Annotated in this window: 15 protein-coding genes and 1 pseudogene; 5 read left to right on the top strand and 11 right to left on the bottom strand. The window is 38.8% G+C overall.

All coding sequences use genetic code 11. The features are described 5' to 3' along the window. Positions 1 to 244: 244 nt before the first annotated feature. The 3 genes from NOS7107_RS21235 (at position 245) to NOS7107_RS21225 (ending at position 4,680) form a co-directional block, all read left to right on the top strand. Positions 245 to 2,659, top strand: coding sequence for an MASE1 domain-containing protein (locus NOS7107_RS21235; protein WP_015115006.1), 2,415 nt, complete (start codon positions 245 to 247; stop codon positions 2,657 to 2,659). A gap of 48 nt (positions 2,660 to 2,707) precedes the next feature. After that, positions 2,708 to 3,988, top strand: coding sequence for a sensor histidine kinase (locus tag NOS7107_RS21230; RefSeq protein WP_015115005.1), 1,281 nt, complete (start codon positions 2,708 to 2,710; stop codon positions 3,986 to 3,988). A 215-nt stretch (positions 3,989 to 4,203) separates the two neighbouring features. Further along, on the top strand, positions 4,204 to 4,680 hold the full coding sequence (locus NOS7107_RS21225; protein ID WP_015115004.1) for a hypothetical protein: 477 nt from the start codon (positions 4,204 to 4,206) through the stop codon (positions 4,678 to 4,680). 440 nt (positions 4,681 to 5,120) lie between these two features. Here the strand turns inward: NOS7107_RS21225 and NOS7107_RS21220 are convergent, their stop codons facing one another. Then, positions 5,121 to 6,308 carry an NADH:flavin oxidoreductase/NADH oxidase gene (locus NOS7107_RS21220; protein WP_015115003.1) on the bottom strand — a complete coding sequence of 396 codons (1,188 nt, stop codon included), beginning with the start codon at positions 6,306 to 6,308 and terminating at the stop codon, positions 5,121 to 5,123. 484 nt (positions 6,309 to 6,792) lie between these two features. Continuing rightward, positions 6,793 to 9,519, bottom strand: coding sequence for a hypothetical protein (locus NOS7107_RS21215; protein ID WP_015115002.1), 2,727 nt, complete (start codon positions 9,517 to 9,519; stop codon positions 6,793 to 6,795). A 585-nt stretch (positions 9,520 to 10,104) separates the two neighbouring features. Between NOS7107_RS21215 and NOS7107_RS21210 the strand changes: the two genes are divergently transcribed. Next, positions 10,105 to 10,395: a hypothetical protein gene (locus NOS7107_RS21210; protein WP_015115001.1), complete on the top strand. Its 291-nt coding sequence runs from the start codon at positions 10,105 to 10,107 to the stop codon at positions 10,393 to 10,395. Between the two features lie 17 nt (positions 10,396 to 10,412). Here NOS7107_RS21210 and NOS7107_RS21205 read toward each other — a convergent pair whose 3' ends face one another. The 7 genes from NOS7107_RS21205 to NOS7107_RS21175 form a co-directional block, all read right to left on the bottom strand. Continuing rightward, a complete protein-coding gene (locus NOS7107_RS21205) occupies positions 10,413 to 11,183 on the bottom strand; it encodes an SDR family NAD(P)-dependent oxidoreductase (protein ID WP_015115000.1) in 771 nt (256 codons plus the stop codon). 279 nt (positions 11,184 to 11,462) lie between these two features. Continuing rightward, on the bottom strand, positions 11,463 to 11,834 hold the full coding sequence (locus NOS7107_RS21200; protein WP_015114999.1) for a DUF1636 family protein: 372 nt from the start codon (positions 11,832 to 11,834) through the stop codon (positions 11,463 to 11,465). Between the two features lie 4 nt (positions 11,835 to 11,838). Beyond that, entirely contained in the window at positions 11,839 to 12,816 is a 978-nt protein-coding gene (locus tag NOS7107_RS21195) for an iron-siderophore ABC transporter substrate-binding protein (protein ID WP_015114998.1), read from the bottom strand. A gap of 129 nt (positions 12,817 to 12,945) precedes the next feature. Continuing rightward, complete coding sequence (locus tag NOS7107_RS21190; protein WP_015114997.1) at positions 12,946 to 15,582, bottom strand: TonB-dependent siderophore receptor; 2,637 nt, start codon at positions 15,580 to 15,582, stop codon at positions 12,946 to 12,948. Between the two features lie 120 nt (positions 15,583 to 15,702). Further along, a complete protein-coding gene (locus tag NOS7107_RS21185; RefSeq protein ID WP_015114996.1) occupies positions 15,703 to 16,725 on the bottom strand; it encodes a helix-turn-helix transcriptional regulator in 1,023 nt (340 codons plus the stop codon). 232 nt (positions 16,726 to 16,957) lie between these two features. Continuing rightward, complete coding sequence (locus NOS7107_RS21180) at positions 16,958 to 17,911, bottom strand: ABC transporter substrate-binding protein (protein WP_253274469.1); 954 nt, start codon at positions 17,909 to 17,911, stop codon at positions 16,958 to 16,960. A gap of 64 nt (positions 17,912 to 17,975) precedes the next feature. Then, complete coding sequence (locus NOS7107_RS21175; RefSeq protein WP_015114994.1) at positions 17,976 to 20,504, bottom strand: TonB-dependent siderophore receptor; 2,529 nt, start codon at positions 20,502 to 20,504, stop codon at positions 17,976 to 17,978. A 347-nt stretch (positions 20,505 to 20,851) separates the two neighbouring features. On the opposite strand from NOS7107_RS21175, the pseudogene NOS7107_RS21170 reads away from it, so the two are divergent. Next, positions 20,852 to 21,795, top strand: a pseudogene (locus NOS7107_RS21170) (DUF2887 domain-containing protein). 24 nt (positions 21,796 to 21,819) lie between these two features. Here NOS7107_RS21170 and NOS7107_RS21165 read toward each other — a convergent pair. Further along, positions 21,820 to 22,818 carry an AraC family transcriptional regulator gene (locus NOS7107_RS21165; protein ID WP_015114993.1) on the bottom strand — a complete coding sequence of 333 codons (999 nt, stop codon included), beginning with the start codon at positions 22,816 to 22,818 and terminating at the stop codon, positions 21,820 to 21,822. 105 nt (positions 22,819 to 22,923) lie between these two features. Next, positions 22,924 to 23,355 (bottom strand): EamA family transporter, encoded by a 432-nt coding sequence (locus NOS7107_RS21160; protein ID WP_015114992.1) that lies wholly within the window; start codon positions 23,353 to 23,355, stop codon positions 22,924 to 22,926. Positions 23,356 to 23,425 lie beyond the last annotated feature (70 nt).

The following is a 23,425-nucleotide window of genomic DNA, read 5'->3' as shown; positions in this document are numbered from 1 at the left end:
TGTCGTACCCTTTGGGAAGCCTCTTCGTGTTTATGCGTCCTTTGCGGTACCCTACCCTTCGGGTTCTCCGAAGGAGTACGGGAAGCTGCTTGCGCGTCTACGTTTCTTCATACTTTTGCGTAAGTCCTTTGGGATCAAAAAAAATAAATGCTTTACTTGTAACGACCTACTTATTTGGGAATCATAAGCTAGATAAAATTTGTTGAAGGTGACAATCCTTCTGCAATTCGCATGGAGACTATAAATGCAGCTAAATACGATAAAGCAGCAATTCCTAGTCAAGCTTGATCGCCCATTTATCTTAGCAGCGCTGATTATTCCCCTTGTTCACATCGGACTGGGATACATCGGTTTATCTATGACATTTGTCGGTGGTGCATCAGCATTTTGGCCTTCCTTGGGTGTATTTGTCGCAGGAATGTTATTAATAGGCTATCGAGTTTGGCCTATTTTATTTGTCAGTGATTTTATTGTTAGTTATATTATTTTTTTTAAACATAATCTTGTAATCAGTAGTATTATCCCTGCCGTTAATTTAATTACGCCTTTTGGCGCAACTTTTTTAATTCGGCAGTTTATTAAGCGCCATCATTTTTTAGAGCGATCGCAAGATGTTTTTAAATTTATAGTTATCACTATACTCAGTCCCCTGATCAGTTCTGTATTAGCTGCACTGACGCTGTGTATGAGTGGAATTGCACCTTGGCCAGTATTTGGTAATGTTTTTCAAACCTGGCTAACTTCAGACAGTGCAGGTATTTTAATTGTCACACCTTTACTGTTGGCATGGTTGCAAAAGTCGCCATCACCAAGAAGTTTTCGTCTACGACAAATTATCGAACTAGCATTTGTCTTACTGTTAATGATGGCGGTTGTTCGAGTCGCCTTTTCTGGGGGATACCCAATAGAATATATGATTATCCCCCCACTGATTTGGACAGCATATCGATTTGAAGCGAGGATATCAACTGTAGCTGTACTCATTGTCTGTGCGATCGCAGTTTTTGGCACTGTTAACGGTTTTGGTTCCTTTGCCAAACAACCATCACCCAATGAATCGCTCATCTTACTGCAATCATTCATTTGTGTCATCGCTATCACTACTTTTATCATCTCTGCGGTAACTCATGAAAATCAAAAATCAGCCATGATTCTCCGCCAAGCCAATAATGAACTAGAACAGCGTGTAGCAGAACGCACGGCTGAACTCCAGGAAGCCAAAAATATTGCAGAAGTTGCTAATCAAGCCAAAAGTGAATTTCTCGCCAATATGAGCCATGAGTTACGCACACCCTTAAATGGCATCCTCGGTTACACTCAAATTTTACAACGGACTGAAACCTTAACAGAAAAAGGATATAAAGGGATTGAAATTATCCATCAATGTGGTTTTCATCTCTTAACTTTAATTAATGATGTGCTGGATTTATCGAAAATCGAAGCCCGCAAAATGGAGTTACATCCCATTGATTTTCATCTTCCTTCATTTCTAGAAGGTGTTGTGGAAATCTGCCGCATTAAAGCTGATCAAAAAGTAATTGCGTTTAATTATCAGCCCGATTCTCAACTGCCCGTTGGCATTCAAGCTGATGAAAAAAGATTAAGACAAGTGCTAATTAATCTTTTAGGTAATGCTATCAAATTTACAGATAAAGGCGGAGTGACATTAAAAGTAAATGTCCTGAGTAAAATAGAACAACAAGAAATCACTAACTATAAAATTCGCTTTCAAGTTGAAGATACAGGCGTAGGCATGACAACGGCACAATTGCAGAAAATCTTCCTGCCTTTTGAGCAAGTAGGCGAAGTTCAAAAACAAGCCGAAGGCACTGGATTAGGATTAGCTATTAGTCAAAAAATAGTATCTCTGATGGGCAGTAATTTGCAAGTTGAAAGTCAACTTGGTCAAGGTAGTATTTTCTCGTTTGAAGTGGAATTACCAGAAGCAAAACAATGGGCAGCAAGTTCTAAGCTCATGCCACAAGGCGCTATCACAGGTTATCAAGGCAAAAAACGCACCATTTTACTAGTAGATGATAAATGGGAAAACCGTTCTGTTCTGCTCAATTTACTAGAACCCATTGGATTTGAATTAATTGAAGCTAGTAATGGAGCAGAGGGAATTAATCAGGCTGTAGCGTCTTTACCTGATTTAATTATTACTGATTTAATCATGCCTGTCATGGACGGATTTGACTTTATCCGACAGATTAAACAATCTCCTCAATTCCAAAATATCGTCATTATTGCTACTTCTGCCAGTGTATTTGACAGTGATCAAAATCAGAGTTTAGATGTTGGTGCTAATGCCTTTTTATCTAAGCCTATTGTTGTGGAAATTTTACTAGAACTACTGCGAGTACATCTGAATTTAATTTGGATTTATGCACCAAGCTCCGAAATTAATGCCAATCGCAACCAAACTAATGTTCAGTCTAATTATAATGATTTTAATTTACCCACTGTTGATATATTAACTCATTTATATGAGTTAGCCAAAGGTGGCAATGTTGATGGAGTATTACAAGCCGCTAATGATTTAAAAACGGGTAATCACATTTATCTTGATTTTGCTCAACAAGTAATTCAATTGGCAGAAAATTTTCAAATGAAAAAGCTGCGAGAAGTTTTAACTCAATGGATAAATCAAAATAAATAAAATAGTTAGTAGTGTTTATTATTTTAATAAAAGGCAAGATTTCAACCAATGCCAAACTCAGAATTTATTTTAATTGTTGATGATAATCCCACTAATTTGTCAGTCTTATCACAAGCACTAAAAAATGCAGGTTTTGCGGTGAGAGTCGCTGAAGATGGAGAAAGCGCCATTGAATTAGTGCAGCATAAACCACCAGCGCTAATTTTATTAGATGTGCAGATGCCGAGAATGGATGGTTTTGAAACCTGTCAGAAACTCAAAGCTGATCCTGTTACCCAAAGCATCCCAATTATTTTTATGACAGCGTTGGCGGATACTGAAAATAAGGTGAAAGGACTTTCTTTAGGCGCAGTTGATTACATTCCTAAACCCTTTGAACAAGCAGAAGTAATTGCCAGGGTGCGAATGCACTTGCAACTGAAGCAATTGACCGATAATCTTGAACAACGGGTAACAGAAAGAACAGCTGCGCTAAAACAGGCACAAGTGCAACTGGTACAACAAGAGAAACTGTCGATGCTTGGTCAGTTGGTAGCAGGTGTAGCCCATGAAATGAATAATCCTATTAGTTGTATTGTGAGTAATCTTCCTCCCGCGCAAGAATATGTTGCGGATTTGTCGACAATTCTGCAATTATGTCAGCAACATTATGAGCAACTACCAGGGGTGATTCAAGATGCGATCGCCCAAACAGATTTAGAATTTCTCTTAGAAGATTTACCAAAACTCATCAATTCCATGCAGGTTAGTACGCAACGCATTGAAGATATTTCTGTATCGCTACGCAACTTTGCCCGTGCTGACACATCGGTAAAGGTGAAATTTGATGTTCATGAAGGGCTTGAGAGTACATTATTAATTCTGCGCCATCGCCTGAAAGGTTTTGGGGCGCGCCCTGAAATTCAAATTCTCAGACAATATGCTTCGTTACCAAAGGTTGAGTGTTATCCAGGGCAACTTAATCAAGTATTTATGAATATCTTAGCTAATGCCGTTGATGCTTTAGAAGAGATTTGGCAGCAAGGAAAGCAAGTCGATGATTCCTTGACAATCAAAATCTCCACAGAAATATCCAGCCCTGAATATGTCACAATTCGGATTGCTGATAATGGTATTGGGATGACAGACGAGGTGAAACAACGCATGTTTGACAGCTTATTCACCACAAAAGCAGTTGGTAAAGGTACAGGATTGGGATTAGCGATCGCTCATCAAATTGTAGTCGAAAAGCATGGCGGTGCAATTAAAGTTAATTCCCACTTCTATCAAGGCACTGAATTTGTTATTATCCTGCCTTTTCAAGAACAAAATCTTGCTTTTTTGTCATGAAATTATGTCTTTTAAATTTCTCTCCTGATCAAAAAAAACTTATATCTTATTAATTAGAGCAATTCTCTAAAATCAAGCGCCAGATACAACCCCATAAACACAGATGATACTGACCTTCATATCACTTCAAAACAAGACTACATTAGTTTTATTAACTTGCATAGACAACATCCAGCAAACAAGACTAAATTTCTCAAATCCAAGGATTTTCTAATATGATGTTAAATTCTCGTTCTGCTGGAATTTTATGGCAAGCAGGTCTATTTTTGACGGGATTAATTAGCTGCTTAACCTTTCTCTCTACCCCAGCATCAGCACAAACTTTAATAGAAAACCCAATTAGCGATTTTTCTTCTGGAGACCCAGGTTCCTTTGCGGGTGCGGTAGTATATGTTACCCCTAGTAATTATTTATCCACTGCTGCGGCTCAAATCAACCCCCCTTTAGGTACGTTTTTTGCCGGATTCAACGGTAGTTATACAGTGACAGGAGTTTCATATATAGATCCAGTAACTCATATTTCCACACCAAGCGTTACACTCCACACTGGCGGACTATTACCACTGCCTTATACAGTACCAGAAGGTTCTATCAGAGCCGCCATAGTTGAAAAACTAAGATATGGAAATTTGACCCTGGATGAATTCGCAGCACTTGTCAGGGCTGCTGTTGGTAATGATGGTTTAGATTAACTAGGTTGTGACAAATAAAGCATAAGGCAGGAGGAAAAGTCTTACTATTCCTGGCATTCAAGCTTTCAAGTTGTCCTAACATATCTGACTACTGCTATAAAGCTAATATTCATATCTTGCACTCTACCTTTCTCGGTAACTAAAAGATCCCCGACTTCTCAAAGAAGTCGGGGATCTTATTGTTCACAAATGATTTAGGACTGTTACATAAACCAATACGGTTCAGATAAGAAAACTAAATTACAACAAAACCAACAAATAATTACTCAACCAAAAATGTAAGAATGATTTTGGAGGGGGTTTGGGGGACGCAACCGTCACCCAATCGGGGGCTTGGGGGATTCTCCGCCAAATCTTGCTGATTGTCTGATAGGTAAGCAGAAATTGAGAAATCAACTCTCATCACCTTAACTGAACCGTATTGCTATATAAACAGTTATCTATCTACGTTTTTGTCGTTTTACCGCATAACCATAAGGTACAGGCCAGTTGGGAACTTCATCCAAATGACCTTGAGCGTGAATAGACCAATATGGGTCGCGCAGCAATTCTCGACCAATCAGAACCAAATCGGCGCAGCCACGAGTAATTATTTGATTGGCATACTCAGCTTCAGTTATCATCCCTACAGCTGCGGTATTGATTTGAGATTCTTGCCTGATTTTGGCAGCAAAAGGCACTTGATAACCCTTTTCGACAGGAATTTTGGCGTGAGGTACTAAGCCACCTGTAGAAACATCAATTAAATCAACACCTAAACTTTTTAATTCACGAGATAAGATCACTGATTGTTCAATATCCCAACCTCCTTCTACCCAATCAGTAGCAGAGATACGAACAAAAAGTGGCATTCCTGGTGGTAAAATCTCGCGTATCCGTCTGGCTACTTCCAGCAATAAACGCATTCTATTTTCTAGAGAACCTCCGTAAATGTCTGTTCGCTGATTACTGAGTGGTGACAGAAAAGAATGCAACAAGTATCCATGAGCCGCATGAATTTCAATAACTTGAAAACCAGCTTGCAGCGATCGCTCTGCTGTTTGAACAAACGCTATAATAACTTCTTCAATACCACGCTCATCCAAAGCCTTGGGAACAGGACTATTGTCATGAAATGGAATCGCGCTGGGTGCAATTGTAGGCCAAGCACCTAATTCAGGTGTTAAAGGTGTACCACCCAACCAGGGAACATGACAACTTGCTTTTCTACCCGCATGAGCCAGTTGAATACCCGCAACTGCTCCCTGTTGCTGAACAAAACGTACAATGCGGGCTAATGGTTCAATCTGAGTATCATCCCAAAGACCGAGATCACCGGGTGTAATGCGCCCTTGGGATGTGACTGCTGTTGCTTCCACCATGATTAAACCAGCACCGCCAACAGCCCTGCTTCCCAAATGAACAAAGTGCCAATCATTTGCTATTCCATTCTCAGCGGAATATTGACACATAGGTGACATGGCCACACGATTTGGCAAAGTTAAATCGCGGATTTTTAAAGGACTAAATAAGTCCAATTCAGGTATTTCCTGGTCATGTAAACAAGCTGATTCACCTCCGGAAGAACGAGTGAATTCTGATCCCTTTTGCTCTAGGGATGATAAATTTGTAACATTCTCTGTATTCATATCTTTAATTAAATTCCTCTAAGTCTGTGAGCCATAGCCGTAGTTACTTAGGCTCGGACAATGTTTGATTGTTCAAAGCCTCGAAGATATAGGGTTTATACTCAGCACTTTACTATAACAACTTATTGCTTGGCGTATACCATCAGAAGCTGTTCATTTTCTTCACTAGTTGGCTCTACATAACCGTGCTTTTCTGGCTCAAAGAGCTTGGTGGGTTAACTCCTCTGTTTATTTCACCACTCCTAAATACTTACCTACATTTAAACCATTGCGATAAGTAGAACGGTGCAAATGAACCGAACTATGTAACAAAAAATAAAGTGGATTGAAAACCTCTTCCCTCCTGCCTTGTCATAACGACAATTTTTAACACCTACCTACTTACAAGCGTCACCACTACCTATGGTTAGACCAACTCCACAACTAACCAAATAAGCGCCTAAAAGTCTAGCAATAATTTGATTACCGATACTAGCAATCAGCTTTAGAAGCGAAAACCCCCCTCAAAACGAGCTTCAAATGTACTTCCACTTATTCCTAAACGAGACTCCCAAAACATAGCATTATTAGGAATCTCACGCTTAATTAATAATCCATAAGCAAAATCATTAATTCTACTTCTAATACCACGGCTAATATCCCGAAAATTTTGCAGATAAGCTCCAAAATACCAATTAGAGTTTACTTTTTGAACGCCTTCTAGAGTGTAGAAAAAATTTTCACTTATTTCTATACTAGTTTTCAACTCCAAACCTGTGCCAAATTCCAATCCACCTTGAAAAAATCCGGCTTGTCTTAAACGACGGGTTTCGTCATAAAATACAATGCCTGTAGCCAATGAATAGTTATTCCTATATTTATCTTGACGAATAAAGGAGTAACTCAAATTTATATAAGCAGAATTTTGATAGTTAGCTCCACTATTCCAATGAAATCGTAAAGCTGGAATATGGCTAGTAATAGCTTGAGTTTCTCCAGCAGCATTAAATTTTATACGAGTATTGATATAGTTTAATAAACCATTAGTATAAATACCAAATGTAGGCTCTGAGTTACCAAGTTTATTTACAATATTAAATCCATTATCTGCATTTAAATTAAACCAAATCCCTGAATTAATACTATAATTCCAATTGCCAGTAGAACCAGCCCATAGACCTTCTAAGGTAGGTAAAGATAAATATCCATTAAAAGTTTGTAAGTAAGTAATCAACCGCCCATTTTGGCTTAATTCGATATTATCAAAAGCCAAATCAAAGGAACGGATATTTACCGGAACGCTTGTAATATCAGATGAATTAAAATTCTGCACGAAATCCTGACCATCAGGACTAATTAAAGTTACTTGTAAAGCTGATGAGCGATTATTTGGAAAAACAGATGTTTGTTTTGCAGGAATAGGTACATTAACAGATGAAAAACGGACAAAACTTCGATTTGAAACATCTATTTTAGAAATATAAGTTTCACCTTCTCGCCAAGTACGTTTTCCATCTATAAATTGAACGGCTCTACGATAATTACCAGTGCGAATTTGTAAAATACTAGAACTATTTGGAGTAATCGTACTCGGCAAGGTAAAAGTTCCAGAAACTTGCTCTAAACTACTTGTACGATTACCTAAAAAAAGTGTTCTATTGAGAATTTGATTGATTTTTCTTCTCTGTTCTGGTGTCGCTTTTGAGTTAATAGGTGCAAAATTTTCTTGTCGAGAAAATCTCTCTTGAGCTTCTTGCAAACTTTGTTCTAGTTCGGGAAGATGTATTAACTCGAAAAGGCCTCCTGCAAGCATTCCTAAAGAAGCATTAGCAGTTTGTATCTGATCTACATCTATTTGATCAACAGAGAAAGATAAGGAAGCACCAGGGTTACTATAAATATTCGTATATGTTGCTTTATTGAGTAAAGAATCATACTGTAATAAAGTCCGATTATGCGGACGACTGAAATAAAATCTCTGCCAGTTCTGATTTTCTGTTTTATCTCTAGTTCTGAGTATATTTTGTCGTTGACCCAAAGTAACCCAAAATAATGAATTTAGATAAGAAAAATTACGTTGTTTATCACTAATATCAGGATTTAGCAAAATGTCAAATAAATCAGAATTATCAAATTGTTGTCGATTCCCTAATTTGATTCCAGGTATAGATGTAGTTGAAGCTTGAAATTGCGTTCTTTCACCAGTTAAAGGATTCCCCCAAATAAATCCAGCTTGTTTTAAATTATCTCTAGGGATGACCGTTCCTCTACGGAGACTGACATCTCCTAATAATGGTTGTAAGTTATTAGTAGGAAAAGATTGTAAAATTAAAGGTGGATTATTGGCATTCAATCTAGAAATATTAGGAATGAGTGCCGTTATATTTGAACTATTTACTGTACTCGGATTATTAATCTGAACAGGAGGTGCAGGAATACCCTCTGGATTCACTAACTCGGCTGCAATTGATTGAATAGAAAATTGGCTTATATCAGTTTCTCCTACTAGTTCTTGAAAATCTTGAGGAAGGGAAGAAACGGCTTGCATTCCCCAGAGTCTTTGAGTTAATCTCACAACCTGTATACGTTCAAAGTCTGTGGTTTCTCCTTGATACAAAATCCCACTTTGCCATCCCTGAGTTTCGACTACAATTCGATTCCCAGGTAGTACCCAGTAGAATTGGTCTTCTTGAGGAAAGTGGGCAAAATTAAATCGCTCAACTATGGAATCTTCTGCTGAAAACTTAATGGAAAAATCAATATAATTAGTATTTTGAAAGGGATTAAACGAAGATGCAGTAAAAGTTAAATTATCTCTGGGGTCAATTATCCAAGGATATCTACTGGCACTATTAGTCAGAGCATTCAATATAAATATTTGTAACTTTTTTTTCTTTGAAATATGATTTGGTTTGCTTACATCAGGCTCATAAAAATCAGCTTCTGGCGCGAGAAATTGATTAAATATTTTTGGGTTATTTATGTCATTAAAGTTAGGGAAAACTCTAACTGGCTCTGGAGTTAAATTTTGTGAAATATAGCTATTCTCATTTAAGAGAATTTTATTAGTTACTAATATTGGGAATTTATTATTTACTTTATGTGGATTGATTAATCTTGGAAATGGAGTAGTTTTCGCTTCTGCTTTATCTATGATAAAATTAGTAAAAGACAATAATGTAAACAGCAAAGTTGTAATATATCGATGGCCACAAAATAATTGCTTAAACATGAGCAAACCCAATACATAGTTGGAATTAACAATACAAATGAAATATTAGAAAAAGGACTAAAGAGTCAGTTACTAACTTCTAGCCGGAAAGTATAAGTTTATATTTGAATATTTACTCAAATGATCAAAGCATTACACAATTGATCCGTGTGTCGTTGGTAATTAAACAGATTATGAACTTTACAAATGTCTCAACGCCTTATATCTTGCTGAGAATTTTAAGGCAACTAAGGAATTAATCCTATTGAACCAAAGAATGAATTAAATATTGTGCTGAAAAGTTATATTGAATAGTTTCAGCGATTTTGATCAATTAAATAAATTCAGGATTAATGTCCGAAAAATATAGTTTTTTGCAAATAGTTCGGACTTCAATATTGTATAATCAAGTAAAATGATTAATAACGTAGAGTTTTGTTTACTCGTGTGAGTATCTAAGACATATTTAACTTAGTAAAAGTAGATACGCATATATTGCGATCGCATTTATCCACAATCATCATCTAGGTTCTATCTTAAGATTTACGAATTATTGAGACACAAGGCTTATATTTAGATGACATACTTAGTCTAAGGCTCATAATCATGTCATCTCATCAGGAATTGTTAACTGAATTAACTCCACAAGTAGCAGCTAGTATATGCGGTGGTGTTAATACCAAAAATGAACCTGATAAAAGGCGTACTAAAAGTCTAATTCGCAGAGGTCGTGCTAGAATTCGCTATTATGTTGGCGAAAAATTACCAGATCAAACTATCAGTACTGAAGATGGAGAATGTCGTCCACATTTTAATAATTTTACTGGTCAATTTACTTTTTCGTGCGCTTTACGCGACCCTGGTTTCTTTGGAGATAAAATGTTTCCTGACTTGTAAACCTATCTGAGATTCAATTACCAAGGTAATTTGCTTCCATCCCAGGAAAAAAATTGCCCACTATCGCCTGCTTCCAGTTGTTCAATTACAGTTAATAATTGGGTAACAGTACGTTCTACTGAAAATAATTTGTCTGGTGGTAAACTGCGCTGAAATGGACGAGAAAGACGAGTATCAGTTGTTCCAGGATGTAAAGTTACAACCAAAGTCTGAGGACAACTTCTACCATACTCAATTGCGACTGTTCGCATCAACATATTCAGCGCCGCTTTAGAAGCACGATAACCATACCATCCTCCCAGTTGGTTGTCGCCAATACTGCCCACTTTAGCAGAGATACTGGCAAACACGCTGGGTTCTTTATGACGAAATAAAGGTAATAAATGTTTAGCTAGTAATACTGCACCAATACTGTTAATTTGAAAATAGCGCAGCAAATTTTCTGGGTTAATTTGTCTTAAGCTTTTTTCGGGTTGAAAATCACCTTCATGTAACAGTCCTACGCAGTTAATGACGAAGTGTAGTTTATTGATTTGTGTGCTGATATTTCTTACAGCTTCAATAATTTGTAACTCATCAGTAATATCCATTTCTATACAAGTTAATTTATCAGCATATTCAGATGTTAAAGCTAATAATTCTTCTGCTGTTTGTGCTTGACGATATGTTGCGTAGATTTTGTTAATTTTTGTATTTTGAAGTAGTTTTTTAACAAAACCTAAACCAATGCCTTGGCTGGCTCCGATAATCATGGCATTGGCATTTTTAAAATCTTGAATAAAAGACATTTAGCTTAATTATTGAAATTCTAAATTAGATATTATCAGATTTTTTCAGAGTTAAATAAAATTTTTATAGCCTTTCTTCGTCTAGTGAGATACAAATTATTGTAAGGGCGTTCGCCTCCACTTCATTTGCTTGAGAAACGCTATTTTTTCTAAAAATGCTAATTGATTTTAGACTTTTAACCGATAAGATAAATGAAATAGATTACCATAAATAAAGGTAGGGACTTGTAAATTAAAAGTGAGTTTAGTGCGATCGCTTGCATATAACCACCACTACCTTTACCTAGGCGGAATTTGCGCGAAAATAGCAGATTGTAACACTTCAGGTAATTGTTTCCAAGCTACGTTACCTTTACGACTTTTGATATACAATTGCATAAATTCTAACAAGGATGCTGCGCCTTCTTCTGGAGTCAAATTGACGAAAAGATAGCTGGGTTTGTCTGGGTGAGAAGCAGCTACAACACAGCCTTGATTACAAGCCCACAAACATTCAACTGGTTTAATCTCAAGTTCATTAAATGAGAATTTTTCTTTGCATAAATTATTTAGTTTGTCAAGTAAAATATCCCCATCAAAAGGGGGCTTTTCTGGTCGTTCTTCAGATGAACGATGACAGGATTTACATACAAATAGATTATATTTTGGCATGATTTTAAGTAATGTTAACTATGTATTTATCAAGGTCATTGAGCATCTCTTGAGCCGCAAGAATATTCAGCCCACGCCAAACAGAAAAATCTACTAGATACACTTGATTTTGCTGCACAGCTTTGAGTTTAGACCATAAAGGCTTTTGTTGAAGCTGTTTGATCACAGAATTATCATCTTTGCGTAGCGGTGCAACAAACAGGATATCGCTGTCAATCTTGGGTAGAAGTTCTTCAGAAATAGGTAAATCGTTGTCACCAGATTCTACAAATATAGGATTCAATATACCAATGTCATTTAAAACTCCCCCTGCAAAAGATTGTTGACGAGTGATAACTAATCGTCCCCCAGCAACATAAGCAAATGATATGCGAATTTCCCGATGATGATTACTAATTCTCTGTTTTAATTTGTGAACACGTTGGTGATAGTGGTTTATTAGTTGAATGCCTGTTTCTGTTCTGTTTAAAATTCTTGCAGCATCTTGAATATGTTGTTTCCAGTTTCCTCTAGTCTCGATCCAAGGTAGAACTACTGTTGGAGCAATTTGTGAGGCATATTTATAGACTTCTTTAAAGACTGGATGGGAAATAACAATAATTAAATCGGGATGAAGTAATACAAGTTTTTCTAAATTAATTCGACCGCTTGAACTACGTAAAATTTCTACTCCATTTGCCTTTTCTTGAAAGTAACGAAAGTCATCTTCTATTTCAGTTGTAATCCAAGTGGCGATGGGTTTGGTGTCTAAAGCCAAAAGTGCGGCAAAACTATTAAAATCTAAGGTAACAATTCTTTGCGGGTTGAGGGGAATACAAGTTTCTCCCTTGACGTGTCGCACGACTCGACATTTTGCAATTTGTTGTGGAGATATTGAGTTAGTAGCTTCATAAGTAAAACTTTCACTACCAGCCCAAATAGCAGTAAATATCAAAATTCCTAATAGAAATAAGATAATAAAGCGATGTGAAATTATTTTCATAGGTTTGTGCTTGATAAAACAGGATTAGTACACATCTCCAGAATTTGAGAAAGTTATTGTTTCTGAAGATGTCTAATTAAATCCTGTCAGCTTTTATCCTCCGGTGTGAGTGAGGAAATTATACAATTGTCAAAATGTCCAAGAAACAGTTCCCTGGACTGTAAATGGTTCACCAGGAGAGACGCGTAAGCGATTGAAAGCATTTTCAAAGTAGTCCACATTAAAGAGGTTTCTGATATTGATCGCTGCACGGAATCCGTCTTGTTTGTAGAAGATAGCTGCATTAGTTGTTAAATAACTAGGGACTTCAAATGTATTTCCAGTATCCCCAGCGCGATCGCCTACATAAAACAATCCTAAACCAAAACCCAATCCCTGCAAATCGCCTCGCTGAATTTGATACGTTGTCCATAAACTAGCAGCATGGGGAGTTGTCCGTTGTACGCGGTTGCCGACGGGAATGCTATTATCTTCGGTGACACGAGCATCGTTATAGGCATAACTAGCAAACACATTCCATCCGGGTAAAATTTCACCTGTAAGGCTGAGTTCAATACCTTGGCTGCGCTGTTCGCCAGTTTGCACAGAAAAACCTACGTTATTTGGATCGTCAGTTAAAACGTTCGATTGGGTAATGTCATAGAAAGCTAGTGTTGTCGAAAGCCTTTGGTTTAAATCTGCTTTTACTCCCACCTCAAACTGCGTACCCTTTGTAGGCTCAAAGTCACTCCCATCAAAGGCTTGACCAATGGCTGGCTCAAACGAACGGCTATAGTTTCCATACAGGGAAATAGGTGGGATGGGCTGATATACAATTCCCACACGGGGACTAAATGCTGTTACTGATTGACTTGTTTCTGTAGCAGCGAGTAAGTCTCTGTTGGTTTGAGTAAAAGCATCAAATCTACCACTGACGAGTAATTTTAAGTTATCGGCGATCGCTACCTGATCTTGTAAGATAATGCCAAGTTCATCAGTGACCGTATTGGTATCAAGCTCAGATGTTACTGCTCCAGGTGCTTGACCGTAAATGGGATTGAATAAGTCAATGGGTGCGCCTGGTCTACCCGTAAATTTGAAGGTATTGTTCAACCGTCCCAAATCAATACCAAATAATAATTGATGGTTGATAGAGCCAGTTGCAAACTTACCAATCACGTTTGTTGTGAGTCTATAATCACGATAGCGATCGTTGGAATCGTTAGCTGTTCTTAGTAGGGTGCGATTATCGTCTAAAAGCCTTGTACCAACGTTAATACCAGTACCGTCATAGTTCAGGTATCCATATCGGAAAGAATTATTTAATGACCAATTTTCATTAAATTTATGCTCTAATCTATATCCAATCCTGGCAGTTGTGACATCAAGTTCACCTTTATTGGTAATGCGAGTACGAGGTACATTGCCATTAGGATTAGAAAATATCGTCCCAGTTGCAGGTAAGCCCAAGTTATTGTTGTCTTGCTGTAGGTTCTTATAAATTCCTTCAATGGTCAGATTTGTATTATTGTTCAGTTCCAGACTCAAAACTGGCGCAATTACTAGGTTACTAGTTTGGCTCAGATCAGTAAAAAATCCTTGATCTCTGTAAGATGCGTTCAGCCGATATAGTGCCTTTTTCTCATCATCTAGAGGCCCCGATATATCCACCTCACCACGGTAAAAATCAAAACTACCCACAGTTGCTTCAATAAAGTAGTAAGGATCTCGTAACGGCTGTTTAGTGACAAAGTTGACTGTTCCACCCGGAGATGTTGAACCAAGTAAAACTGAGTTTGGCCCTAGAAGAATTTCGATATTTTCAATTCCTGTCAAATCAGGCCCCACATTCGAGGCTAAACCGTTAGTCTCTTTAATGCCATTCACAGTAGGTTGGCTAAAAAAGCCTCGTACTTGCAATCGCAACGAGTCAAAGTTAGAAGGCGCTGAGTTACGCACACTGGGAGCATTCAGCAGCGCACTAGATATATCGGCGCGTTGATCCCGCAAGACTTCTTGGGGAATAATCTGGATTGATTGGGGAATATCTCGCAGGGATGTATCTGTCCGTGTTGTAGTCGAAGCATTGGGTACACGATATCTATCTTGCTCTCCCGTCACTACTAACTCAATTGGCTCATCCTGTTGTGCTGTTGGTTCTTCTGGTGGTGTTTCAGTTGCTGGCTGTTCTTGCGGTTGCTGCATTGCCGTTGTCGTAGATGCTACTGCAAAAATCAGCCCTTCATCCCCATCAAATAACTCAACTGTGGGCAAAGCCGTCTCACCATTCACGGTGACTCGTACAGTATTTGCATCAATATTCGTAACTGTTATTTCAGTAATTCCCGCAATTGGTTTTTCTGAACGAAATGTAAAAGCTTCTCCCGATGGTAAACGCAACTGAGCATTGGGGACATCTGCAATAAAGTTATTCCCTTCACTGCGATTTGTAATTTGCAGTTTTTCTCCAAGGGTAGTTTCTAAAATTACCTCGACACCTTTTTCTGTGGGATTAGCTTTCACACCTGTAATTGGTACAATATCCCCGCTTGGTGTCTGTACCAACATGATGGCACTAGTCCCAGGTAGTTTAATGTCACTCAGTTGGGAAATTTGGGAATTGTTTTTTTGTTGTGGGGATAAAGACGGGACATCTTGTATTTCTGTATCTTGGGGATTGGGTTTATCCTTTGCCCATCCTGGTTGTACTGCAACTATATTGAAGTATCCACAAAGGCTGACCATAAACCATAAATGAATACTGGGGGACAAACACCAACGCTTCATCTTTCTTCACACCACACAATAAACTTATCGGAATCAGCTATCTTACTGCTAGTAATTCTTAATAGCACTTAAAGTAGTATAGGGAAGTTGATCCCAGAGTGTCTATCCAAAAACCGCCAGTTATCCTCCAAAAACCGTCTTGTTACCTGCCAAACATTGCCTGGGTGTGATGCCAAATCGCCGCTTAAATGCCGCCGAAAAATGACCTAAATGCCCATAGCCTACGAGATTTGCTACTTCTGCTACTGTGGGTTGGCGTTGCCCATTGCAGACATCGCCTTGGCGCAATAAATTTTCAGCTTTATCTAACCGCAACTGTGTTAAATAGCCCACAACCGTTGTCTGAAAGAGGGTTTGAAAACCGCGTTGTAGAGTGCGATCGCTGACTCCCACCAGTTGAGCTAGTGCCGATAGTGATGGTGGATGATCGATTTGGGTGGTTAAAATTTCTTTGGCGTGGTAAATACGGTCAATTGTATCTGGTTTGAACCTTGGTAGATTGCGAACTGGTTCTTGATTGTCAGCAATTAAGTCGAGATACAAGGCTAATAACTCAAACACCTTGGCTTGTAAGTATAGGCGTTTGGCTGCACCGCGATAGGGTGGATGCCATAATTCTTGAGCAAGCGATCGCACTTTTTCTGTCACCTTTGGGTAAAACGCCACCTTCCAATCTTCACCCTTGAATAGTTGCTTGATATTGTCTAGCTGGCGTTGTGCATCGTCCAAAAACGATTCCAGCACCTCTGGTTCAATTTCCACATTCACAAAACTCAAACGCCCTCCCCCTTGATGCTTATCGGTGACAGCAGGCGAAATCCCACTACCAGAAAAATAACTACGCGTCCCACCCAAACGCGGGTGAACGCCCTCACAGTCAAGGAATCCCGATAACAAAATATTAATTTGAATCAAATGGTCGTGGGTAGCTGTCTTGATTATCAAATCCTCGTGGTATTGGCAATCTGCAAAACCTAACGAGACCCCAGGTGATAGCTCGATATGGTAAGAATAACCCTGACCAGCAATTTGCGGCATCTCCAAAACTTCCTCAAATCCATCAGAGCCAAACTTTTGTAGTTCAGGGTTGGCAGTCTGCTGCCACATCTCATCCCATTCTGATTTATTGAAGATTAATGTCATGGGGATACGGAAACAAAATCAAATTATTGCTATTAATTAGCAATAATCATATCACACTAGCTTGTGAAGATAAGCTAGTGGGAAGCACTGGTGAAGCTTGATTAGATTTTAGTGCGATCGCTTGACCTGATCATACAATGTCTGTGATATCGTCTATGTTTGCTGTGTTGCGATCGCTAATCTCATCTTCTCCATTTCTGATCTATCTAATAGCAAAACTAATTGAACCTGATTATTGGGTGTTGACTAAGTATTTATATAAGTCATCAATCACTGCGTCAGCCGCAAGTAAATTTCCTCCTCTCCAAGTCAAGTAATTGATCGGGTAAACATGATTTTGTTGAACTGCTCGAAGATGTTTCCAGAGTGGTTTTTGTTTGAGTTCCTCCAGAAAATTTTGGCTATCATCAGTCAAGGTTCCCACAAACATCACATCACCATCAGCCTTCTCTAATTCTTCTAGAGAAAAATACAGTTGTGCAGAAGGTGCGATCGCATTTTGGGCTTGGGGACGTTGCAAACCTACATCTTGAAGAATAAAATCAGGAAAGGAGTTTTTAGTTTCACTAAATATCACACCAGGAGCTAAAAATACGAGAGAAATTTCTTTGTTTTTATAGCGATCGCCCAAAGCTGCTTTGAGTTTTTCAACTCGTTGATGATAATGTTCCCAAGCTTGCTGTGCAGCCTCTTCTTTTCCTAAGACCTGAGTTACAAAATCAAATAAGTCTCGCCAAGTTTTATTTTGCCAATTAAATAATACAGTCGGCGCAATTTGCGAAAGGAGAGGATAAAATTGTCTTTCCGCATTCCAACCTATAATAATATCGGGCTTAATCAGTAAAATCTTTTCTAAATTAGGTGAGGAAATTCCTAATGAATTGATACCTTTAACTTTACTTTTTAGATATGTATGTTCATCCAGCATATCAACATAGGTACTTCCCAGGGGCTTAACTCCCAAGGCAATTGCATTACCTAAAGTCGGTAAAGAAAAAGTGACAATACGCTGTGGGTTTATAGGAACACAGGTTTCTCCCATTGTGTGTTGAACGACGCGGCAATCTTTACTTGCCAAATTAGTAGGAGAAACTGTGTTTTTAACTGTGTGATGACTACAAGCTGTAATCAGCCCAATAATCAAAAACATTAATACTAAACAACGTATCCAATAGCGTATTGTCACTCTTTTCATGCTTCAGTCAACTTCTCAAGATGTCCGCAAAATTATCTCTTAGATAAAACCTAAATTAAAACTGCACTGACACTGAACCAGTCACGGCAAAAGGTGAACCTTGAGAAATATTTGCTGAATTGTTTGAACCGGAAGCATAACGAATATCAAAGAGGTTTTCAATACCTAATCTAAAGGTCAGGTTATTAACTTTGTAAGCAGCACCTAAATCGACTCGCACATAGCCAGGAAGCTCAAAACTATTTTCGTTATCTCCTTCTCTTTCACCCACATAAACTAAACCAGTACCTAAACTCAACCCTTTTAGCGAACCTCCAGTAAAGTCGTACTTACCATAAAGCCCCACGCTGTGTTCTGGAGTATTAATCGGGCGGTTACCTTCTTGTCCAGGGACAACACTTTTGGTAACTTCTGAATCTAGGTAGGTGTAAGCTGCAATCAAGCTAAAATTCTCGGTTACTTTTCCTGTAACGTCCAATTCAAATCCACGGCTACGAATATCGCCTACAAGGATGCTGAAATCAGGGTTGCTGGGATCTGTTTCTGCAATGTTTGTTTGTTCCAACTGAAACAGTGCAGCCGTGATACTCACTCTATCATTTAACAGATTTACTTTAGTACCAACTTCATATTGAGTAGCTTTTCTGGCGTCAGGAAAACCACCGTCTGAAAGTAAACCAAATTGTGGCTCTGTCGATTGACTAAAGCTAGCATAAATTGAAGCTGAATCTGTCAGACTATAAACTAACCCGATGCTTGGAGAAATGTAATTGTCATCTTGTGCAGGTACGCCACCACTTATATACTCAAATCCGCCGTAGCGCAAACCTGCCAGTAAACGAAATTGCCCAAGTTTTATGAAATCTTGAATGTAAACGCCCCAATTGCTGTCACTAAAATCAACTGTGCTATTAGTAAGTCCGGTGGGGATAGGAACATCAAAAGTAGGGTTAGCAACGTCAATACTACCAAAAAAACCAGCATTAACACCATTGAACCTTGAACTGTATTTATTGTATTCAACGCCTGCTAATAACTTATGTTCTGTCTCTCCAATATTGAAGTTACCTCTGATTTCACCTCGAAGATTGTATTGATTATAGTCATCAAAAATTGTTCGGTAGAAACGTGTTAGAGTATCACCCTCAAAACCAAGTGCGACAAAGATCGGATTAGCTTCTCTTTGTGTATTAAAGTACTGACCGCTGAGGTTAAGCGACCAATCCTTACTAATTGGCTGATCTAAGTAAGCTGCAATCCGATAGTGATTGTAGATTTGGCTATTGCGGAGATCTGTATAACTGCGGTCATAGAAAAACTCACCATTAAAAAATTTTGCTCCAGTATTAAAGTCTTTATCTTGTCGGTAATACTCCCCTTCAATTGTTAAAGAACCGCCTTCGCCCGTTGATAACGTTACTGAGGGAGCCACAAAAATGCGATTATCTTCAACGTTGTCTACAAAATAATCTGAATCTTGAAAGGCCAAAATCAGGCGATAAAGTACATTTTTGTCGTCAGTTAACGGCCCTGTTAAATCAACTTCACTGCGATAAAAATTAAAGCTGCCTATATCGGCTGAAAATTTATAACTGGGCGTAGCTTGGGGCTTCTTTGTAATATAGTTAACTACTCCACCGGGTGAACCTGTGCCATAAAGTAACGAAGAGAAACCTTTCAAAATTTCTAGACGTTCAATATTAGCAAAGTCTCTGATTAAAGAACGGTAATTATCTCGTAACCCATTGATATAAACTTGGCTACCTGTACTAAATCCACGAATTTGAAAGTCAGTGAAGAGTCCACCCTGTCCATCATTCCCTGCTGTAACCCCGCTAATGTAAGGAGCTAAGTCTTCTACTCGTCGGGGTGCTTTATCCTCAATGAATTCCTCTGTAATTACGCCAATTGATGCAGGTGTTTCTATTAGTGGAATATCAAGCCTACTTCCAGTGGTAGCATCTGGTACACGATATCCATCTTGTTCTCCTGTCACTACCAACTCAATCGCATCATCTTGCTGCGCTGCTGGTTCTTCTTGCGGTGTCTGAGTTTCTGGTATTTCTTCTACTGGTGGCGTTTCCGGCTGCTGTGGTGGCTGCATCGCGGTTGCACTAGAATTTATCCCAAAAACCAGCCCTGTATTGTCATCAAATAATTCAACTGTTGGTAAACTTGTTTCACCTACTACTGTCACCCGCACAGTATTAGTGTCAATATTGATAACTGTTATTTCAATAATTCCCGCATTTGGTTTTTCTGAACGGAAGTTGAAAGTATTGCCGTTAGGTAAACGTAATTGAGCATTAGGAATGTCTGCAATGAAATTATTACCAGTACTGCGATTTGTAATTTGTAGTTGTTCTCCAAGGGGTGTCTCTAAAATTACCTCTACACCATTTTGGGTGGGAGTTGCTTTTACTCCCGCGATCGCGATAATTTCTGATGTAGGTGTTGGTGACTGTACCAAAATTTGAGAGTTGCCAAAAGAATTAGCATCTTTTGCCCATGTTGCTTGCATTCCTAGAAGAAAAAATACACCTGTCAGCAATAGCGACAGCCGCAGTTGTAAAAAATTCACCATCACTCCCACACCTTAAAGCTTAATAAAAACTTTTCCTGATTAGCTTAGGGAAAACTATCAAGGTGAAGATAGAGATAATTCTGCTTAAACGGAATTTTTATTCGGCTCAAACGGAAATTTTTTTTTAAACAATCCTGTGGACGGATGCTAAACTTTTTCCGAAAAGCTCTCCCAGATTTGCTCTGTTGGTTTAGAAGCGATACTCTAGGAGATTCGCTACGCAATGCTTACAGCGACCGAAGCACTACTTCATAATGTTGGGTATCACTACAAAAGATAGCGATCTTGAGGGGTAAGATCATCAATGGTAAGTCTTTGATGATTGCGCCGATCGCAGCAAATATTTCATGCGTCGAGATTCGATATTTTATAAGCTTTTTCAACAATCGCCAACTTTACTGTTTGAATTATTGACAAATACACCAAGTAATGCAAGTGAATACAGATTTGATTCAGTCGCAGTCAAAGAACCTAAATTTGAAATCGATGGCGTTGTCTTGAAAAGTTTTGTGGAAGGAAACCTTCCCCACAAACTTTTCGCTTCCTACCACCACAAAATCAAAGTCCGGGTATGGTGTATTTCTGTGAGGTGCAATGTCAGAAGGATGAAAGACTGTACGAGCGTGTATTTGCTAAATCCTATCTGTACTTTTACCGCAACCGTGACAGGTTTAGCAATTTACAAATAGTGATAATATACCCATCCCGCAACTTAGAACAGAGTGATATAAGTCCTTATCTAAGTCAACTTAATAGTCCCCAGGTACATCGGATATATTTGGATGAGTTGGGAGATATTCGTTCTTTACCAGTGTGGGTTGCGTTAATGGCGTTGACGATGCTAGAGGAAGAAAGAACCACCGAGGAAGCAAGGTATCTACTAGCAAGAAGTCAGCAGGAAACACCTCAACCAGAAAATCGTGCCATCATAGATTTATTGACGACGATCATGGTTTATAAGTTTGAAGGTAAGAGTCAACGGGAGGTAGAGGAAATGTTAGGAATTACACTCCAAGAAACACGGGTTTATAGAGAAATTAGCGAAGCTGGAGAACAAAGAGGACGGGAAAAGGGGGAAAAATCTCTCGTTTTGCGTTTATTATCTCGTCGTGTGGGAGAATTACCGCCAGAGGTGCGTTAGCGAAGCTTACCGAAGGTATCGCAAGTTGAATCCCTTTGTGTTGAATCCCTTTGTTTAGAGCAATTAGAAAATTTGGGTGAAGCTTTGCTTGATTTTGCTAGTATGGCAGATTTACTAGTTTGGTTAGAAGCGATTGCAGATCACTCGTAAATTCTCTGGGAAAACCACGAAGGCTCAAACGGAAAACTTTTTCATACAATCCCGTGGACGGATGCCAAACTTTTTCCGAAAGGCTCTCCCAAAGGCAGTCAAATCATTGTAACCGACCATATTGGCAACTTCTCCAACTTTCCATGTCCCAGTTTGCAGCATTTGCCATGCTTGTTCCATGCAATAACCGTGGAGAAAACCAAATACTGTTGTACCAAACACCTCACGAAAACCCTGTTTGAGAGTACATTCATTTAACCCTACCAGCCTTGCCAACTCTCTGAGACTAGGTGGATTCTCTAATCTTTGCTGCAAAATATCCCTAGCATAATAAATTCTGTCTACTAAATCGCCTGTTAATGGATGAGGATTGCTATTACTCTCTTGAATTTCCATTTCCACAGCTAACAACATTCCCATCAACTCTAAAGCTTTACCTTCCAGATAAACCCGCTTGGCGATTCCCCGATAAGGACAGTGGATAATTTGCTTGGCGACAGTTTGCATAGCTGGTGTGGCAATACCATCACGACAGTAGCATGGTTGTGCAGATGTTCCGACCAAATGCTGTAATTCTCTTGGTATTTCCCCATCTGGATGACCAGCCATAGAGTGCAGTGTTTCAGGCAACATTTCGATAATCACTTCCAAGAAAGGCTGTTTGGTGGAAATATCACCTAGTGATTCTTTTTCTATACCTCTACCGTAGACACCATATCTTCCACCTTCCAGAAAAGTTTGCCGACACTGAGTTTGTCCAGACAGATGAAAGTGATACTCTATGCCGGTTGTATCCAGATCGGAGAATTCTATCATCAGGCGATCGCACACTCTATAGTCAGAAATGGTCAAATTAAAACCTTCCCTGAGTTGAATTTCCCTCCAGTAACCCTTTCCCAATGGCTGCGGATACTTGTGCATCACATCAAACTGATCACTAGGATCAGGATAGTGACTAGTTCCATTAGTCCGCATCTCGTTCCACAATTCGTTGTAAGCTTGTTGGGAAATGGTGATAGTCATATTCTGCTCAAGTCTAATTTATCCCCTAATTAAGAAATTATCTCATTAAATTAGGTAAAAATAGTGAGGCGATCGCAGTCTAGGATATCTGATGCAATTTGACTGTCAACGAATCAAAACAAGTGTACCAGTTAAAATCAAGCCAGTTCCCAATATCACTTGCAGCGTTAGCGGTTCCTTAAGAAAAAGTAGCGAAAAAATCAGCACCAAGAGCAAACTCGATTTATCCAAAGGTGCGACTAAAGAAGCTTTCCCGACTTGTAAAGCGCGAAAGTAAAATAACCAAGATAAACCAGTTGATAACCCAGAGAAGACGAGAAATAACAAGGTTTTAGGGCTAATTGTCAATAGTGTATCTAGTTGTCTTTTTGCGATCACCCAACCCCAAATCATAATGAGAATTACTACCGTGCGGATTGCAGTTGCTAAGTTGGAGTTAATTGCTTCGACTCCAATCTTGGCAAATATAGTCGTCAAGGCTGCAAAAAATGCCGATAATAGGGCGAAGAAGATTGCATTCGGTTCATTTTCTGACATTTATTGCCCCCGATCGCATCAGCATTTATTGAGAAATAATATCACTATATACAAGTATTTTCTTATGAGT

Origin of the sequence: Nostoc sp. PCC 7107 (genome assembly GCF_000316625.1) — a bacterium.
GTDB lineage: Bacteria > Cyanobacteriota > Cyanobacteriia > Cyanobacteriales > Nostocaceae > Nostoc_B.
The sequence above is the reverse complement of the archived record's forward strand: the minus strand, read 5'-3'. Positions and strand labels throughout refer to the sequence as shown.

What these genes read in the sequence shown, in the direction of transcription:
- NOS7107_RS21235 (WP_015115006.1), top strand. Translation starts at nt 245, where the DNA reads ATGCAGCTAAATACGATAAAGCAGCAATTCCTAGTCAAGCTTGATCGC.
- NOS7107_RS21230 (WP_015115005.1), top strand. Translation starts at nt 2,708, where the DNA reads ATGCCAAACTCAGAATTTATTTTAATTGTTGATGATAATCCCACTAAT.
- NOS7107_RS21225 (WP_015115004.1), top strand. Translation starts at nt 4,204, where the DNA reads ATGATGTTAAATTCTCGTTCTGCTGGAATTTTATGGCAAGCAGGTCTA.
- NOS7107_RS21220 (WP_015115003.1), bottom strand. Translation starts at nt 6,308, where the DNA reads ATGAATACAGAGAATGTTACAAATTTATCATCCCTAGAGCAAAAGGGA.
- NOS7107_RS21215 (WP_015115002.1), bottom strand. Translation starts at nt 9,519, where the DNA reads ATGTTTAAGCAATTATTTTGTGGCCATCGATATATTACAACTTTGCTG.
- NOS7107_RS21210 (WP_015115001.1), top strand. Translation starts at nt 10,105, where the DNA reads ATGTCATCTCATCAGGAATTGTTAACTGAATTAACTCCACAAGTAGCA.
- NOS7107_RS21205 (WP_015115000.1), bottom strand. Translation starts at nt 11,183, where the DNA reads ATGTCTTTTATTCAAGATTTTAAAAATGCCAATGCCATGATTATCGGA.
- NOS7107_RS21200 (WP_015114999.1), bottom strand. Translation starts at nt 11,834, where the DNA reads ATGCCAAAATATAATCTATTTGTATGTAAATCCTGTCATCGTTCATCT.
- NOS7107_RS21195 (WP_015114998.1), bottom strand. Translation starts at nt 12,816, where the DNA reads ATGAAAATAATTTCACATCGCTTTATTATCTTATTTCTATTAGGAATT.
- NOS7107_RS21190 (WP_015114997.1), bottom strand. Translation starts at nt 15,582, where the DNA reads ATGAAGCGTTGGTGTTTGTCCCCCAGTATTCATTTATGGTTTATGGTC.
- NOS7107_RS21185 (WP_015114996.1), bottom strand. Translation starts at nt 16,725, where the DNA reads ATGACATTAATCTTCAATAAATCAGAATGGGATGAGATGTGGCAGCAG.
- NOS7107_RS21175 (WP_015114994.1), bottom strand. Translation starts at nt 20,504, where the DNA reads ATGGTGAATTTTTTACAACTGCGGCTGTCGCTATTGCTGACAGGTGTA.
- NOS7107_RS21165 (WP_015114993.1), bottom strand. Translation starts at nt 22,818, where the DNA reads ATGACTATCACCATTTCCCAACAAGCTTACAACGAATTGTGGAACGAG.
- NOS7107_RS21160 (WP_015114992.1), bottom strand. Translation starts at nt 23,355, where the DNA reads ATGTCAGAAAATGAACCGAATGCAATCTTCTTCGCCCTATTATCGGCA.